Source organism: Pectobacterium sp. S5 (assembly GCF_051707265.1).
In the GTDB taxonomy this organism is placed as follows: Bacteria; Pseudomonadota; Gammaproteobacteria; order Enterobacterales; family Enterobacteriaceae; genus Pectobacterium; species Pectobacterium polare.
Window position 1 is genome coordinate 78,349 of the sequence record NZ_JAULSZ010000007.1, and the last position, 18,194, is coordinate 96,542.

At 53.3% G+C, this 18,194-nt stretch carries 12 protein-coding genes and 1 pseudogene; 3 read left to right on the plus strand and 10 right to left on the minus strand.

Features of this window, described 5'->3' with window-relative positions:
* Positions 1-42: 42 nt before the first annotated feature.
* The 3 genes from QWJ20_RS19905 to glpE all read right to left on the minus strand — a co-directional run bounded on the left by QWJ20_RS19905 (position 43) and on the right by glpE (position 2,051).
* The gene (locus QWJ20_RS19905; protein ID WP_010299419.1) at positions 43-801 is read right to left on the minus strand and encodes a DeoR/GlpR family transcriptional regulator; all 759 of its coding nucleotides are present in this window, start codon (positions 799-801) and stop codon (positions 43-45) included.
* 24 nt (positions 802-825) lie between these two features.
* Complete coding sequence (gene glpG, locus QWJ20_RS19910) at positions 826-1,659, minus strand: rhomboid family intramembrane serine protease GlpG (protein ID WP_174872062.1); 834 nt, start codon at positions 1,657-1,659, stop codon at positions 826-828.
* Positions 1,660-1,727: 68 nt separating this feature from the next.
* Positions 1,728-2,051 (minus strand): thiosulfate sulfurtransferase GlpE, encoded by a 324-nt coding sequence (gene glpE, locus QWJ20_RS19915; protein WP_249716306.1) that lies wholly within the window; start codon positions 2,049-2,051, stop codon positions 1,728-1,730.
* A gap of 338 nt (positions 2,052-2,389) precedes the next feature.
* Between glpE and glpD the strand changes: the two genes are divergently transcribed.
* Positions 2,390-3,889 carry a glycerol-3-phosphate dehydrogenase gene (gene glpD, locus QWJ20_RS19920; RefSeq protein ID WP_010277863.1) on the plus strand — a complete coding sequence of 500 codons (1,500 nt, stop codon included), beginning with the start codon at positions 2,390-2,392 and terminating at the stop codon, positions 3,887-3,889.
* Between the two features lie 89 nt (positions 3,890-3,978).
* Here glpD and QWJ20_RS19925 read toward each other — a convergent pair.
* The 6 genes and pseudogenes from QWJ20_RS19925 to glgB all read right to left on the minus strand — a co-directional run.
* Positions 3,979-4,062: pseudogene (locus QWJ20_RS19925) on the minus strand (glycogen/starch/alpha-glucan phosphorylase); the annotation flags it as partial.
* Between the two features lie 614 nt (positions 4,063-4,676).
* Positions 4,677-7,124: a glycogen phosphorylase gene (gene glgP / locus QWJ20_RS19930; protein WP_119889206.1), complete on the minus strand. Its 2,448-nt coding sequence runs from the start codon at positions 7,122-7,124 to the stop codon at positions 4,677-4,679.
* 75 nt (positions 7,125-7,199) lie between these two features.
* On the minus strand, positions 7,200-8,639 hold the full coding sequence (glgA, locus tag QWJ20_RS19935; RefSeq protein ID WP_433993311.1) for a glycogen synthase GlgA: 1,440 nt from the start codon (positions 8,637-8,639) through the stop codon (positions 7,200-7,202).
* A gap of 28 nt (positions 8,640-8,667) precedes the next feature.
* Entirely contained in the window at positions 8,668-9,945 is a 1,278-nt protein-coding gene (glgC, locus tag QWJ20_RS19940; RefSeq protein ID WP_014916899.1) for a glucose-1-phosphate adenylyltransferase, read from the minus strand.
* A gap of 35 nt (positions 9,946-9,980) precedes the next feature.
* On the minus strand, positions 9,981-11,957 hold the full coding sequence (gene glgX / locus QWJ20_RS19945; protein WP_433993312.1) for a glycogen debranching protein GlgX: 1,977 nt from the start codon (positions 11,955-11,957) through the stop codon (positions 9,981-9,983).
* On the minus strand, positions 11,958-14,135 hold the full coding sequence (gene glgB, locus QWJ20_RS19950) for a 1,4-alpha-glucan branching enzyme (protein WP_433993313.1): 2,178 nt from the start codon (positions 14,133-14,135) through the stop codon (positions 11,958-11,960).
* Positions 14,136-14,522: 387 nt separating this feature from the next.
* Here glgB and QWJ20_RS19955 point away from each other — a divergent pair, with 387 nt between their 5' ends.
* Positions 14,523-16,241 carry a LytS/YhcK type 5TM receptor domain-containing protein gene (locus QWJ20_RS19955; protein ID WP_433993314.1) on the plus strand — a complete coding sequence of 573 codons (1,719 nt, stop codon included), beginning with the start codon at positions 14,523-14,525 and terminating at the stop codon, positions 16,239-16,241.
* An 84-nt stretch (positions 16,242-16,325) separates the two neighbouring features.
* On the plus strand, positions 16,326-16,817 hold the full coding sequence (locus tag QWJ20_RS19960; protein ID WP_433993315.1) for a hypothetical protein: 492 nt from the start codon (positions 16,326-16,328) through the stop codon (positions 16,815-16,817).
* Positions 16,818-16,990: 173 nt separating this feature from the next.
* On the opposite strand, the gene asd is transcribed toward QWJ20_RS19960, so the two are convergent.
* Positions 16,991-18,094 (minus strand): aspartate-semialdehyde dehydrogenase, encoded by a 1,104-nt coding sequence (gene asd / locus QWJ20_RS19965; protein ID WP_095700835.1) that lies wholly within the window; start codon positions 18,092-18,094, stop codon positions 16,991-16,993.
* Between the last annotated feature and the right edge of the window lie 100 nt (positions 18,095-18,194).

Sequence of the window (18,194 nt, forward strand, 5' to 3'; positions counted from 1 at the left end):
CGTGCCTCCTCCTTTGTCCATCATGGAAAAGGCACATCGGGTTCAACACAACTCCAACTGTACCTTATGTTGTTCAATGATTTTCAGTACGCTGGGTGGTGGTGACTGATCGGTAAAAAGATAGTCGATCAAATCCATGTTGCCCAAATTCACCATCGCATTACGACCAAATTTGGAATGGTCAGTCACCAGCATGACGCAGCGAGAATTTTCAATAATCGCCCGTTTTGTGCGCACTTCATGGTAATCAAACTCCAGTAATGACCCATCCATGTCAATACCACTGATGCCCAAAATGCCGAAATCCAGACGGAACTGAGAGATAAAATCCAGCGTCGCCTCACCCATGATACCGCCATCGCGGGTACGCACTTCGCCACCGGCCAAGATCAGGCGAAAATCCTCTTTTGCCGTCAGCAGCGTTGCCACATTCAGGTTATTGGTGACGACGCGCAGATCCTTATGCTGCATCAACGCATAGGCCACCGCTTCGGGCGTGGTGCCGATATCGATAAACAAGGTCGCGCCGTCTGGAATTTGGCTCGCCACCCGACGGGCAATGCGCGCTTTTTCATCCGACCACATCATTTTACGGTCATGATAGGCCGTGTTAACCGAGCTGGACGGCAATGCCGCACCGCCGTGATGGCGATGGATTTTATTCTGCTCGGCCAGCTCGTTCAGATCGCGACGAATGGTCTGCGGGCTCACCGCAAAATGCTCCACTAGCTCTTCAGTACTGACATAGCCCTGCTGGCGCACCAGCTCAATAATGGCGTCATGCCGTTGTGTCTGCTTCACATTTATCCCCTAAGACGCCCCGATTTACCGAGGGTTTGTTTTATTATACGTGTCCCAAAAGGCCATCAATAGCCCGACAACCAGACCAGCCACATGCGCCGCATTCGCGATCGACATGCCTAAAATATCGAAATATCCGGCGACCAGCCACAGTAAAGCGAAGGCCATCAAACTGCGCGGCATAGATAAATAACCGTCAGGCTCTCGTTCCCCTCGCAGCCAGACATAGCCCATCAGGGCATAAACCACGCCAGACAGGCCACCAAAATGGGTGCCGCTAAACCAGGACTGCGCCCAGCCGCTCACCAGCGCGGAAACCAGCGTGATGACCAGCAATTTTCCGGTTCCCAGCACTTTCTCAACCGGGCCGCCCAGATACCACCACCACATGAGATTGAACAAAATGTGCAGCAGGGAAAAGTGCAACAAAACATGACTGAACCAGCGCCATACCTCGATCTGTTGCCCCTCAGCCGGGAACGCCAGCCATACCATCACGCTCTCATAGCCCGAAATTTGCATCAGGATGAACACCGCGATCGTCACGACCATCAGGGATAGCGTCAGCGGGCCTGCCTTTTGCTTCAGCGTTTGCAGGTAAGAGTAGCGTTGGTATTGAATGCCGGTATCCATCGATCCCGTTTGCCAACTGGCCGCCAGATAGCGCGGGTTTGTCGGGTCGCGCAGAAAAATCTCTAGCTCTCCCTGAACCTTGCTCAGTTGGGTTTCATCCTCCAGCCACAGTTCAGCTTCATGCCCCTGAGGCCGCATTTCCAGATGGACCTGCTGCGTACGCATGTAATCAACAAATGCCTGAGCCAGACGCGGGTTGGAGAGAGCAATAACGCGAATCATCATAGCGGGAAGCGCCAGTGAGTAAGTTGAGTTAGGAGCATGATAATAAAGGTTCTTTAATCGTCATGCGATCAGGCTTGCGCCTGCGTGTCTTGCGGGTAGCGGTTTTGCCAGGCCTCAAAGCCACCATCGATACTGTACACCGAATCAAACCCCAGGCTAATCAGGTACTGTGCGGCATTGCGGCTGCTAATGCCGTGGTAGCAAATCACCATGACTGGTGCTTCGAGGTCAGCGCCGCGCACAAAGTCAGATAGCGTCTCGTTCGTCAGGTGCGTCGCGCCGGGAACATGCGCTGCGGAAAAGCTCTGTGGATCGCGAATATCAACAACAACGCCCCCTTCCTGCCAGCGGGAATGGGCTTGCTCAATACTGATAGCTTCAAATTGTTCCATCGAAAGTGACAACCTTGTTAATAATGGACAGGATGTTAGTAACCACTGACGTCATGGCAACCCGAGGCGTCATTGTAACCCGCCTTCAACGGCATAAAACCCATGTGATTATAAGGCTATTTATAAAAACAGTGCTTCACTAATGTGGAGAGTAACGACAAAACAGCACAATTCCAGCCCAATATCCCTGCTTTTAATGTGACAACTATCATCATATTGTTAGGTTCGTCACGCATAAATGTTTTTATTTGGTTAACCGTTGGCTGATTTGTTTGTTTTCGATTATCATAATGCTCGAAAACGAACATTTTGATTTATTCGAGGGTGGAGGAAGAAACGTGGAAACCAAAGATCTAATCGTTATCGGCGGCGGAATTAACGGTGCAGGCATCGCCGCAGATGCGGCTGGGCGAGGGTTATCAGTCCTGTTGTTGGAAGCGCAGGATCTTGCCTGTGCCACGTCCTCCGCCAGTTCCAAGCTGATTCACGGTGGCCTGCGTTACCTTGAGCACTATGAGTTTCGTTTGGTCAGCGAAGCGCTGTCTGAGCGCGAAACGCTGCTGAAAATGGCCCCGCACATTATTTTCCCTATGCGCTTTCGTTTGCCCCATCAGCCGCACCTGCGTCCGGCCTGGATGATCCGTATCGGCCTGTTCATGTACGACAACATCGGCAAACGCGTCAGCCTGCCTGCCAGTAAAGGACTGAAATTCGGTGCAGATTCTGTGCTTAAGCCTGAATTGAAGCAGGGCTTTGAATATTCTGACTGCTGGGTGGACGATGCGCGTCTGGTGGTGTTAAACGCGCAGGAAGTGACAAAACGCGGCGGAGAAGTCCGTACCCGCACCAAAGTCACCCGCGCTCGCCGTGAACAAGGCGTGTGGATTGTGGATGCGGTTGATTCACTGACCGGAGAAACCTTCACCTGGCGCGCCAAAGGTCTGGTGAACGCCACGGGCCCGTGGGTGAAAGAATTCTTTGATGACGGTCTACAGCTGAAATCGCCTTACGGCATCCGTTTGATCAAAGGCAGCCACATCGTGGTGCCAAAAGTTCACAACCAGCCGCAGGCGTATATTCTGCAAAACAAAGATCACCGTATTGTGTTCGTGATCCCGTGGCAGGATGACTACTCAATCATCGGTACAACCGACGTGGAGTACAAAGGTAATCCGCACGATGTGAAGATCGATGATAACGAAGTCGCCTACCTGCTGGACGTGTATAACGACCATTTCAAACAGCAGCTTACGCGTGACGATATCGTCTGGACTTACTCTGGCGTGCGTCCGCTGTGTGATGACGAGTCCGATTCTCCGCAGGCGATTACCCGTGACTACACGCTGTCGGTCGATGATGATAACGGTCAGGCTCCACTGCTTTCCGTGTTTGGCGGCAAGCTGACAACATACCGTAAGCTGGCAGAGCACGCGCTGGACAAGCTGCACAAATACTACCCGCAAGCGGGTAAAGCCTGGACGAAAGGTGCGGTACTGCCGGGTGGTGATATCGCGGGCACGCGTGATGACTACGCCGCCGCGCTGCGTCGCCGCTTCAATCTGCCTGAATCACTGACGCGCCGTTACAGCCGCACCTACGGTTCAAACAGCGAACTGATTCTGGCAAACGTGAAAGGCCTCAGCGACCTGGGTGAAGATTTTGGTCATGACCTGTATGAAGCGGAACTGCGCTATCTGGTCGAAAAAGAATGGGCCGTTATGCTTGATGACGTCATCTGGCGCCGCACCAAACTGGGTATGCGCTTCGATGACGCACAAAAACAACGCATCAGCGACTGGCTGGCAAACCATTACCAGCAGATAGCAAAAGCGGGCTAATCCGCAGTTATCACAAGCGCCTTTTAGTGCAAACACAAAAGCGCCGTAGGTTTTTGCCTACGGCGCTTTTTCATATCATCAACGCACAATCACAACCGTATCGGCTTAATATTCCAGATATCTTCTGCGTATTCGCCGATGGTGCGGTCAGACGAGAAATAGCCCATGTTGGCAGCAGCGCAACGGGGAATATCAAGCACGCCAATGCAGCTTGATGTTGTCTCAATATATCAGGATGATACAGTATCAATATTGGCGTTAATGTTATGAGTAATACAATTAAGGATGATGATGAACCAGGATACATCGTTAAAAGAAGGTAATAATAGGGTAAAGATAAACAAGTCATCTATTATTTATATTTTTTTATCACCAACGTTTCTTTGGTGTTTTTTATCATTCTTATATGCTTTTTTTTGCGGTGATCGATATAGTGATACGAATTTTTTTAATAGCTGGGATTTTGCGGCAGGGATTATTATATCCAGTTACATCATACTTGTTGGGATTGTTTCTATTTTCTTACATTTCATAATGAAAAAGTATTTTATGGTCACGATGGCGAGCTTTATTTTTTTATTTATCATTACAGCCATAGATTTGGATTACATAGATTCATTTTTATTTTTTATCATTCTGCTCACTATTCCAATCTTTGGCTCATTGACTTTGAGATATCTGCATAAAAAAATACATGCATCATGAGGACTAACGATAATAAACAGGCGCTCATTGAACGCCTGTTGTCTTTTTAAAAATTAACCGTCAATGGAGAGGTCTTCTCTCATCACAACCGTATCGGCTTAATATTCCAGATATCCTCTGCATATTCGCCGATGGTGCGGTCAGATGAGAAATAGCCCATGTTGGCAATATTCTGGACGGCACAGCGCGCCCATTCGTCCTTTTTCTCATACAGTTCATCAACTCGATCCTGTGTATCCACATAGCTGCGATAGTCTGCCAGTAGCTGGTAGTAATCGCCAAAATTCACTAGTGAATCAAACAGATCGCTGTAACGCCGGCTATCATCAGGACTGAAGACGCCCGTGGTGATTTGCGTCAGCACGCGGTGTAATTCTTCATCCTGATCGTAATATTGCCGTGGGTTGTAGCCGCTCTGACGCAGCGCTTCAACCTGATCGGCCGTGTTGCCGAAGATGAACATGTTCTCTTCGCCAATATGTTCCAGCATTTCGACATTCGCCCCATCCAACGTGCCGATCGTCAGCGCACCGTTCAGGGCAAACTTCATATTACTGGTGCCGGATGCTTCCGTGCCCGCCAGCGAGATCTGTTCAGAGAGATCCGCCGCTGGGATGATCATCTGTGCCAGACTCACGCTGTAGTTCGGGATGAAGACCACTTTCAGCCGATCGTGCAGCGTCGGATCGTTGTTGATCACCTTCGCGACGTCGTTGATCAAGTTAATAATATGCTTCGCCATGTAATAGGCTGATGCAGCTTTGCCCGCAAAAATGACGACTCGCGGCACACGCTCGATCTCGGGGTCATCCTTAATGCGATTATAGAGTGTGATGACGTGCAGCACGTTCAGCAGTTGCCGCTTGTATTCGTGAATACGCTTAATCTGCACATCAAACAGCGATTCCGGGTTAACCACAATATTCAGGTTTTCCGCCATATAGGTCGCTAAACGCACTTTGTTCTTCAGCTTCACCTTACTGATTTTCTGTACAAATGCCGGATAATCGATGTGCTGTTTCAGTTCGCTCAATTGGCTCAGATCCGTACGCCAGGTCTGCCCAATGGTGTCATCCAGCAGCTTGGAGAGCGACGGGTTAGCGAGCGCCAGCCAGCGCCGCGGCGTCACACCGTTGGTTTTATTGCAGAACCGATTAGGGAAGAGACGGGCGAAATCAGCAAACAGAGACTGCACCATCAGATCCGAATGCAGCTCCGATACGCCGTTCACCTTATGGCTGGCAACTACAGCCAGCCACGCCATGCGTATTTTACGCCCGTTGTTTTCATCAATGATGGAAACCCGCGCCAACAGTTCGTTGTCATCGGGGACTTCTTTCTGGACGTACTCCAGAAAATGTTCGTTAATTTCGAAAATCAATTGCAGATGGCGCGGCAGGATTTTACCCAGCATATCAACCGGCCAGGTTTCCAGCGCTTCCTGCATCAGCGTATGGTTGGTGTAGGAAAAGACTTTCCTCACCACGGTCCACGCCTCTATCCATTTGAATTTATGCTCATCAATCAGCAAACGCATCAGCTCAGGGATAGCCAGCACCGGATGCGTATCGTTCAAGTGGATGGCGAACTTCTCCGCCAAATTGTTGTACGTTTTATGCATCATCCAGTGGCGGTTGAGAATGTCCTGCACCGTGGCAGAAACCAGGAAGTATTCCTGACGCAAACGCAGCTCACGGCCTGAATAGGTGGAATCATCGGGATACAGCACACGCGACACGTTTTCCGAGTGGTTTTTATCTTCTACCGCCGCAAAGTAGTCGCCCTGATTGAATTTACCCAGATTGATTTCGTTACTGGCCTGAGCGCCCCACAGACGCAAAGTATTGGTGGCATCGGTATCAAAACCGGGAATGATTTGGTCGTAGGCGCACGCAATAACTTCTTCCGTTTCCAGCCAGCGCATTTTGCTGCCTTCCTGCTGGATTCGGCCGCCGAAGCGCACTTTGTAGCGCGTGCTATGGCGCGGGAACTCCCACGCATTACCGTATTCCAGCCAGTAGTCCGGCGATTCCGCCTGCCTGCCGTTAACGATATTCTGTTTGAACATACCGTATTCGTAGCGAATACCGTAGCCGCGCCCCGGCAGCGCCATCGTCGCCAGCGAATCCAGGAAACAGGCAGCCAGCCGCCCCAGACCGCCGTTCCCTAAGCCGGGATCGTTTTCTTCCTGTAGCAGATCGTCCAGTTCCAGCCCCATGCCATCCAGCGCGGCTTTCAGATCGTCATACAATCCCATCGCCAGCAGCGCGTTCGACAACGTCCGCCCCAGCAAAAATTCCATCGACAGGTAATAGACCTGCCGCACATCCTGCGAAAGCTGTGCCCGGTTCGAGCGCAGCCAGCGCTCCACCATCCGGTCACGCACGGCCAGCAGCGTGGCGTTCAGCCAGTCATGTTTATTCGCAATGGAAGGATCTTTCCCTACGCTAAACATGAGCTTATAAGCAATAGAGTGTTTCAGCGCTTCCACACTGAGCGTTGGTGAAGTATAGATAAACGGCGAGTTCATAATATTCATTCCCAAGTGAGTGTTACCCTACCCTGTCGTTTTCAGATTGCACGAGGATGACGCGCAGTGGGAAAACTAGTGGGTATACAAGCGTTGATATAGCGCACCATAAGCCTGAGCAGAAACCTGCCAACCAAAATCCATCGCCATCGCCTGACGCTGCACATAGCGCCATAGCGTGGGTCGGGACCACAACACAAACACACGACGAATCGCGCGGGATAGCGATCCCACACTGCAATCGTTAAAGACGAACCCACTTGCCAGCCCATCCGCCAGATTCTCCAGCGAACAGTCCGATACCGTATCCGCCAGCCCGCCCGTTCGGCGCACCAGCGGCAACGTGCCATATTTCAGGCCGTAGAGCTGCGTTAACCCGCAAGGCTCAAATCGGCTTGGCACCATGATGACATCCGCGCCGCCAATAATGCGGTGCGAGAAGGACTCGTGATAGCCAATCTGTACGCCAACCTGACCGTGATATTCCGCCGCCGCCGCCAGAAAGCCCTCCTGCAAATCCGCATCCCCAGCACCCAGCACCACCAGTTGTCCGCCCTGTTCCAGCAGATCCGGCACCGCACTTAGTGCGATATCGAGCCCTTTCTGGCTGGTCAGGCGACTGACAATGGCAAAAACCGGTGCCTTGTCGTCTACCTTCAGGCCCATCGCCGTTTGCAGATGCCGCTTGTTTGCGGCTTTGTCCGCTAAAGCATCTCGGGAGTAATGGCTGGTGAGCAGAGGATCGTGCGCCGGATTCCAAATCGTTTCGTCTACACCATTGAGAATGCCGGACAGCCGTCCTTCTTCTTCGCGCGTTTTCAGCAAGCCTTCCATGCCGTAGCCATAAGCTGGCAGCGTAATCTCATGCGCGTAGGTTGGGCTCACAGTCGTAATATGGTCAGCGTAGTACAATCCCGCCTTGAGGTAGGAAATCTGGCCGTAAAACTCCAACCCGTACACCTGAAAGAACTCGCTCGGCAGGTGGAGATTCATCATATGCCGAGCATCAAACAGCCCCTGATAGGCCAGATTGTGAACGGTAAAGACCGATTTCGCCGGATAGTTGCGCGCCGCCATATAGGCGCAGGTCAGCCCCGCGTGCCAGTCATGGGCATGCACAACATCAGGTCGCCAATACTGATCCAGCCCGCCTGCCATTTCGCATCCCATCCACCCCAGCAGCGCAAACCGCAGGTAGTTGTCGGCATATGCATAAAGCGCCGGGTCGTGATAAGGGCTGCCCGCGCGTTCATACAGCTCAGGCACGTCAATCAAATAAATACCGACGCCGTTAAAGTGGCCGAACAGCAGCGTGACGTGTCCCGCGAAGGTATCCAGCTCACGCACGACCTGTAGGCTGGCGATGCCTTTTTTCAGATCGGGGAAGGCAGGCAGGATGACACGGGCATCCATCCCCGCCGCAATCTGCGCGCCGGGCAACGCACCAGCCACATCCGCCAGTCCACCGGTTTTCAATAATGGAAATAGCTCCGAACAAACATGTAAGACCCGCATTATTACTCCCGTTTTGTTCCGATGGTGTTTACAGCTTTTCCAACATTGATCGCGTGACCAGCACGATCCCCTCTTCCGAACGGTAAAAACGGCGGCTATCCTCTTCCGCGTTTTCACCAATCACCATGCCTTCCGGCAAGTGGCAGGCGCGATCGATCACACAACGGCGTAAACGGCAGGAGCGCCCCACGTTGACATCCGGCAGGATCACCGTCGAATCGATACTGCAAAACGAATTCACCCGCACGCGCGGGAACAGCACGGAATGCGTGACGACAGAACCGGAGACGATGCAGCCCCCGGATACCAGCGAGTTCATCGTCATACCGTGACTGCCGGAACGGTCTTGGACAAATTTGGCGGGCGGCAGCGATTCAATCGCAGAACGAATCGGCCAGTGCCGATCGTACACATCCAACTCCGGCGTAACGGACGCCAGATCGAGATTGGCGCGCCAGTAGGCTTCCAGCGTGCCGACATCCCGCCAATACTGGTGTTCATCTTCGCCCGACGTGACGCACGACAGCGTAAAAGGATGCGCCCAGGCCAGACGCTGCGAGACAATCTTCGGAATCAAGTCCTGCCCAAAGTCGTGGGCAGAATCCGTCGCGTTACGATCCGCTTCCAGTAATTGATAAAGATAGTCCGCATTAAAAACATAGATCCCCATGCTCGCGAGCGCCATATCGGGGTTATCTGGCATCGGCGTCGGGTTATCCGGCTTTTCGGAAAAATCGAGGATGCGATGCTGTTTGTCCACGCTCATGACGCCAAAGGCGCTGGCCTCTTCTATCGGCACGGGCAAGCAGGCGACCGTACATTCCGCGCCCTTCTCCACGTGATCGATCAGCATACGTGAGTAGTCCATCTTGTAGATGTGATCGCCCGCGAGGATCACCACATACTCCGCACGGTAGCGCCGAATAATGTCGAGATTCTGACAAACCGCATCTGCCGTTCCCCGATACCAGTGATCGGTCGAATGGCGCTGCTGCGCAGGAAGCAAATCGACAAATTCGTTCATTTCCGCATTCAGAAATGACCAACCGCGCTGAATGTGCTGTACCAGCGTATGCGACTGATATTGCGTAATCACGCCAATACGGCGGATGCCGGAATTCAGGCAGTTAGAGAGCGCGAAATCAATAATGCGAAATTTGCCGCCAAAATGGACGGCGGGCTTGGCGCGCAACGCCGTCAGCCCTTTCAGTCGCGTTCCACGGCCTCCGGCCAAAATTAATGCCACGGATTTCAAAGGGAGCTGTCTTGCCAACATCAGAGGGTCATGCTTGTCGTTATTCACCATGGCTATCTCCTGATTATTCTTTTAATGGCTTGCGCTTAGGCGGTTTGTTTTATCAAGACGCCTACCGCCTGCGCTTGTCCGTGCCAAACTCCACCCTCAGGTGGATTCGTCTCATCAAACGGCGGTGAAACCTGCCAGTGGCCTTCTGGCAAAATGAACGCTCCGGCATGCAGGCTGGCGTTAAACAACACGAGCCAACGACCAGAAAGTAAAATCTGTAGCTGATGCTCCCCTTGCTCCCACTGTTGCGGCGTCAAAGGCTGCCCTTCTCGGTTCAGCCACTGCACCGCGCCATCCCCTTCTTGCCACCACGTTTCCTGCTGTAATGCCGGAATCGTGCGGCGTAACTGGATCAATCCGGCGACAAATTCACGCAGTGCGCTATTCGCGTTTTCCCAGTGTAGCCAGGTCAATTCGTTGTCCTGACAGTAGGCGTTGTTGTTGCCTTGCTGACTGTGTCCCAGTTCATCGCCCGCCAGCAGCATCGGCGTTCCCTGCGACAGAATCAGCGTCGCCAGCAGCGCCTTCTGGCTGGCCAGTCGGCGTTGAAAGATGTCATCGTCCGCTTCCAGCCCTTCCGTACCGTGGTTATTGCTGAAATTGCTGCCTGTTCCGTCGCGGTTACCCTCGCCATTGGCGTCGTTGTGCTTGTGGTTGAAACTCACCAGATCGCGCAGCGTAAAGCCGTCATGGGCCGTCAGTTTGTTGATGGAGGCGTAAGGCAGGCGGTCGCGCTGCTGGAAGATGTCGCTGGAGGCAGCAAAACGGCGGGCAAATGTGCCAAGAGAAATGTCACCATGCAGCCAAAAGCGGCGCATGTCGTCACGGTAGCGGTCGCTCCACTCGGCAAACGGTGTCGGGAACTGACCGAGCTGATAACCACCGTGTCCGATGTCCCACGGTTCGGCGATCAGCTTGCAGCCCTGTAAGCGGCTATCATTTTTCATGGCGGACAGCAGCGGCGCGTCGGCGGTAAAATCCGGGGTACGCCCCAGCACCGTTGCCAGATCGAAGCGGAAACCATCAACGTGGCAGACCTCGCGCCAGAAGCGCAGGCAGTCCATCACCCAGTCCATCACCGCCGGATGATTCAGGCGCAGCACATTGCCGCAGCCGGTCCAGTTATGGTATTCGCCGTTGTCACCCAGCCAGTAGTAGCTACGGTTGTCGATGCCGCGTTGGCACAGCGTGGGGCCTTCGACGTCCAGTTCAGCACTGTGGTTGAACACCACATCCAGAATGACCTCGATACCCGCGTGATGCAGTGCTTTCACCGCATCGCGAAATTCATTCAGCGCATCGTCACCCGCCGCCAGACTGTTATCGACGGCAAACGGCAGCAGCACGTTGTAGCCCCAGTAATTACGCAGCCCCAACTGCTGAAGCCGGGGTTCATCCGCATGCTGCTGCACCGGAAGCAGTTCCAGCGCCGTCACGCCCAGCGATGTCAGATAATCAATCATCACCGGATGGCCTAACGCCGCATAGCTACCGCGAATGTCTTCGGGAATATCGGGGTGCAGCTGCGTCAGCCCGCGAACGTGCGCCTCATAAATCACCGTCTGATTCCAGGGTGTGTGCGGATGCTGGTCATCCTGCCAGTCGTAATCCTCAGCCGTAACGACGCACTTCGCCATGATGCCAGCGCTATCGCGCTCATCTCGTTGGTCGATCCCGCCTTGCAGGCAAGCGTCATCCACCACCCAGCCATCGAGCTGGCGGGCGCACGGATCCAACAGCAGTTTATGCGGATTGAAGCGCAAACCCTGCGACGGTTCGAACGGCCCATCGACCCGGAAACCGTAGCGTAGCCCCGGCTGTGCATCAGGGAGATAGCCATGCCAGATATCACCGCTGCGTGCGGTCAGTTCGATGCGCTGTTCCTGCTGACGTTCATCAAACACGCACAGCTCAACCCGCTCGGCATCTGCCGAAAACAGAGCGAAATTCACGCCCTGTCCATCAAAACTGGCCCCCAGCGGCGTCGGCTTGCCCGTCTGCAATTCCGCCATTTATGTCTCCTTCACCAGATACAGCGTGGCAAGCGGCGGAATGGTCAGAACCAGAGAATGCTGGCGCTGGTGGCTGGCCTGCTCCTCGCTGTAAATCGTCCCGACATTGCCCGAATCACTCCCGTTGTAGTGAACCGAATCGGTGTTGATCGCTTCTCGCCAGCCGCCAGGCTGGTTAATGCCAATCCGATAGCCATAGCGCGGCACCGGCGTGAAGTTGCTGACGACCAGCACTTCATTGCCTTGTTCATCACGCCGGACAAAGGCAAAGACCGAGTTTTCCCGGTCGTCCACCACCAGCCATTCAAAGCCCTGCGGCTGAAAATCCAGCTGATACAGCGACGGCTGCTGGCGATAGTAGTGGTTGAGATCGCGCACCAGTGTCTGCACGCCGCGGTGCCAGCCTTCCGGCTCATCCAGCAGATGCCAGTCCAGACTGGCGTCGTGGTTCCACTCACGCCCTTGCGCAAATTCGCCGCCCATAAACAGCAGCTTCTTGCCGGGATATGCCCACATAAAGCCGTAATACGCGCGCAAATTGGCAAATTTCTGCCAGACATCGCCGGGCATGCGATCCAGCAACGAGTGCTTGCCGTGCACCACTTCATCGTGAGACAGCGGCAGCACGAAATTCTCGCTATAGGCGTACAACATGCCGAATGTCAGCAAATCGTGATGGTATTTGCGGTGAACCGGATCGAGTTGCATATAGGTCAACGTGTCGTGCATCCAGCCCATATTCCACTTGTAGTGAAATCCTAAACCGTTGCAGTCCGGCGGCAGCGTGACGCCCGGATAATCGGTGGACTCTTCGGCCAGCGTGATCGCCGCCGGAGCCGCATGACCCAACATGTGGTTGGTGTAGCGTAGAAACGAGATGGCTTCGAGGTTCTCTTTGCCGCCGTAATGGTTCGGCACCCACTGGCCTTCGCTGCGGCTGTAGTCGCGGTAAATCATAGAAGCCACGGCGTCTACCCGCAGGCCATCGATGCCATAGCGCTCCATCCAGAACAGCGCATTGCCCGCCAGATAGTTACGCACTTCATGGCGGCCATAGTTATAAATCAGCGTATTCCAGTCCTGATGATAGCCTTCGCGCGGATCGGCATATTCATACAGCGCGGTGCCGTCAAACTGCGCCAAACCGTATTCGTCGCCGGGAAAATGCCCCGGCACCCAGTCCAGCAGGACATTGATACCCGCCTCATGGAGCGCATCAACAAAGGCTCTGAATTCCGACGCAGTGCCGAAACGGCGCGTTGGCGCATACAGCCCGAGCGGTTGATAACCCCAGCTACCATCGAACGGATGTTCGTTAATTGGCATCAACTCCACATGCGTAAAGCCCATGTACTGCACATAATCAATCAGCTGATTCGCCAGTTCCTGATAGCTCAGCCAGAAATTGTTATCCGTATGCCGCCGCCAGGAACCGAGGTGAACTTCATAAATGGAAATCGGTGAACGCAGATCGTTCGCCTCACGCCGAGCGTCGCTGGTCGGGACTTTCTCGGGCAACGGTGTAATCAGCGATGCGGTATCCGGGCGCATCTGCGCTTCAAACGCATACGGATCGGCCTTCAGCCGAACGCTACCGTGGCTGTCGATCATTTCATATTTGTAGAGCTGCCCCGCTTTCACATCGGGCAGAAACAGTTCCCAAATACCGTTTTCCTGTCGCAGCCGCATCGGGTGACGTCGGCCATCCCAGAAGTTGAACTGCCCTACCACGGAAACGCGCTGAGCATTCGGTGCCCAGACGGCAAAGCGCGTGCCTTCAACACCGTCCAGCGTTTCCAGATGTGCGCCTAACCGCTCGTAAGGCCGCAGGTGGGTGCCTTCAGCCAAAAGCCAAATATCCATATCCTGCAACAGCGGGCCAAAGCGGTAGGGATCTTCAATCACCCAGGTTTCTTCACGCCAGGTCACGGCCAATTGATAGTGAAAAGCACTTTTCCGACGCGGCACCAGACCACAAAAAAAACCGCGTTCGTCTACACGATCCAGCTCGACGATTTTTCGTCCATTGCTGGCATCCACAACCCAGACTGCCTGCGCATCCGGCAGCAGTGCCCGAACTTCAAGACCTTTGGAGGAATGATGCATACCTAACAGCGAAAACGGGTCGGCATAATGCCCGGAAATAAGTGAATTAATCGCCTCAGAAAACGCTGACATGGTATCCATCCTCTGATTAACCATTTGAATTAAATAAATAAGTAATATAAAAAACGCATTACGCTGCGCTTATATTCTCCCGTTACTTATTTTTAACAAAAAACCAATAAAAATAACGGGTTATTAGCTTGCTAATGAATAACGGCGACGTGTAAAAATAATGAATACTATGAAAGAGTTCTTGAACCACGCCCCCTAATTCAGCGTAGTCAAAGAACGGAGAAATATCCGAGAACGGATGAAATTTTTCCGTTTATATTTATATGAATAAGTTATGACAGAGGATGATTAGCATCTTTTGTTCAAAGATCGATTCGTCCGCGAGCAAAAAGCAGTACAATTTGGCGATTATGTATGTTGCAAATTGTGTGTGAAGAGACCCCGCCCATGGTTAGCCAGGTTGATCTGATTCTTTCCCTTTTACAGCAGATGTGCGTTTATCTGGTCATCGCCTATCTGCTCAGTAAAACACCGCTTTTTATCCCGCTGATGCAGGTCACCATCCGTCTGCCGCACAAGCTGGTCTGCTATCTGGTTTTTTCCGTGTTTTGCATTATGGGAACCTATTTCGGCCTGCATATAGACGATTCTATTGCCAATACCCGCGCGACGGGCGCCGTGCTCGGCGGCATGCTGGGCGGCCCTTCTGTCGGTTTCCTCGTCGGGTTAACGGGCGGATTACACCGCTATTCGATGGGCGGCATGACCGCGCTGGCCTGTATGCTGTCGACGATTGCCGAAGGCCTGCTCGGCGGGCTCTTACACCGCTATCTGGCACGCCGCAACCGCATCGACCTGCTGTTTCAGCCCCTCGTCGTCGGCCTGACCGCGCTGGTCGCGGAGATACTGCAAATGGCGATTATCCTGCTGGTCGCCCGTCCGTTTGATAACGCGGTTGAACTGGTTCGAGATATCGCCTTACCAATGATGATCACCAACACCATCGGCGCCGCCATGTTCATGCGCATTCTGCTCGACAGACGCGCCATTTTTGAAAAATACACTTCCGCGTTTTCCGCCAAGGCGCTGCAAATCGCTGCCCGAGCGGAAGGGGCGCTGCGTCAGGGATTTAACCCGCAAAACAGTATGCGCGTTGCCCGTATTTTGTATGAAGAGTTAGGTGTGGGTGCCGTAGCCATTACCGATCGCGACAAGTTGCTGGCCTTCATCGGAGTGGGCGACGACCACCACAACGTCGGCGCGCCTATCACGTCATCACACACCCGTCGGGCGATAGACAACAATCAGGTGGTATACGCCGACGGCAACGAGGTGTCTTATACCTGTTCGGTCTCATCACACTGCAAACTCGGTTCCACGCTGGTGATCCCGCTGCGTGGCGAAGATCAGCGCGTTGTCGGCACGATCAAGCTTTATGAGCCCAAGAATAAGCTATTTTCCAGCATTAACCGCACGCTGGGGGAAGGGATCGCCCACCTGCTTTCCGCACAGATTCTGACGGGCCGTTTTGAACAGCAGAAACAGCTGTTAGCCCAGTCGGAGATCAAGCTGCTACATGCGCAGGTCAACCCGCATTTTCTGTTTAACGCGCTGAATACGCTGTCCGCCGTGATCCGACGCAACCCCGATCACGCTCGCCAGCTAGTGCTGTCTCTGTCGACGTTTTTCCGTAAAAACCTCAAGCGCAGCAACGATGAGGTATCACTTAATGACGAGCTGGAACACGTTAACGCCTACCTCGAAATCGAAAAGGCGCGCTTTGCCGATCACCTGACCGTAGACATTTCGCTGCCGGAAGCGCTGCGCGAGGCGAGATTACCCGCATTTTCCCTGCAACCGATTGTCGAAAATGCGATTAAGCACGGTATCTCGCAGATGATTGAAAACGGACACATCCACATCAGCGGACGCCTGCACGCCAACACGCTGGAACTGTCCGTAGAGGATAACGCTGGCACCTATCAGCCCCGCAGCGGTGGCGATGGGCTAGGCATGAATCTGGTCGACCGTCGCATCAAAGCACGCTACGGCAACCGCTATGGCATCACGGTGGTCAGCGAAGCGGATAAATTCACTCGGGTCGAAGTGCGCGTCCCACTGATCTCACCCCGTCAGGCATTGGAGCAGTTGGATAGCGTGGTGTGATGGGGAAATAAAGGCGTTGCGGATTAGGTAGCCGACATACCGTGACGGCAGAGAAAAATCAGTTTATCAATACAAGGAAGCGTTATGACCGATACCGCACTTTATGCCGCATTTGAACAGGCAGTGCCCGGATTTTCAGCACAAGATATCATTACGCCAGCATTAGATAAGTCGCATGGCGAATATGCACAGGTCTATTGGCTGGATGATTTATTGGGGGAGGATTTTCTTTGTTATATCGAATGGAAAGAATTTGATCTTCAGGCTCTGGAGGCTTTACTCCCTATTAAGCAAGCAGGGATCGCGTTATCTATAGACAGTTTGTTTGACGAACAGGGTTTCCCAATCGGAGACATCACTCCTGAAGAGTTCTTTTATGATGCATCCGGTTTTTACCTGCCAGTGTTACAGCAACAGTTACAACAAGCCGAATTGCAGTTGCTTGAAGTTGGATTACTTCAGAACGGCGAAGTCTATTTACATGAAAATCCACGTTTTATCTGCACTACGACGGCTAAAGATAACGTGGATCAGCTAAACCAGTGTCTGCAACAAAGAGGTCTGGTACTTTGCTGAAAATATCAGTGAATGATACCCGTCATACGGCAAGCCGCTTATGCGCTGGCCGTTCTGAAATATCCGGCCCGTTGCGGTTCTCGAAGACATACGCGTGAAGCAATACGAGTAGAAATATGGCGCAACACCAACCGATGTTGCGCCAGAAAAGCAGCAGAACTATAGCAAGATAACTACAGCAGGATGCGCAGCATACGGCGCAGCGGTTCAGCGGCTCCCCACAGCAGCTGATCGCCGACCGTGAAGGCGGACAGGTATTCCGGCCCCATGTTCAGCTTACGCAGACGACCCACCGGCGTGGAGAGCGTGCCCGTTACCGCAGCAGGCGTCAGCTCACGCATGGTGATGTCGCGATCGTTCGGCACCACTTTCACCCAATCATTGTGGGTTGCCAGCAGCTGCTCGATTTCCGGCAGCGCCACGTCTTTTTTCAGTTTGATGGTGAACGCTTGGCTGTGGCAGCGCAGTGCGCCGACGCGTACGCAGAGGCCGTCAACAGGAATGACGCTGCTGGTGCTAAGAATCTTGTTAGTTTCCGCCTGACCTTTCCACTCTTCGCGGCTCTGGCCGTTATCCAGCTGTTTGTCGATCCACGGAATCAGGCTACCTGCCAACGGTACGCCGAAGTTATCAGTCGGCAGCGAACCGCTACGGGTCAACGCGGTCACTTTACGTTCGATATCCAGAATCGCAGAGGCCGGATCCTGTAGCTCTTTCGCCACTTCACCGTGCAGCGAACCCATCTGGGCCAGCAGTTCACGCATGTGACGCGCACCGCCACCAGAAGCAGCCTGATACGTCGCAGCAGAAACCCACTCCACCAGATTGTTCGCAAACAGGCCGCCCAATGACATCAGCATCAGGCTGACGGTACAGTTGCCGCCGGCAAAGGTTTTGATGCCTTTATCCAGACCCTGCTGAATCACCCCGTGGTTCACTGGATCCAGAATAATAATCGCGTCATCTTTCATACGCAGTGAGGATGCGGCATCGATCCAATAACCCTGCCAGCCACTTTCACGCAGCTTTGGGTAAACTTCATTGGTATAATCGCCGCCCTGACAGGTAATGATGATGTCCAGCGCGCGCAGTGCTTCGATATTATAAGCATCCTGCAACACGCCTTTATGACCGCCCAACGCCGGAGCAGGTTCGCCGTGCTGAGAAGTCGAAAAGAATACCGGGTGAATCACATCAAAGTCGCGTTCTTCCACCATGCGCTGCATGAGAACCGAGCCGACCATACCGCGCCAGCCAATAAAACCAACATTTTTCATGGTAACTGTCCTGCTTTGGGGGTAACAAAAAGAATTCTGGCTAACGTCGATAGCGCTTAGTGATTGCTGGCTCGGTGATCTCCCGCAGAGGTCGCGCGCG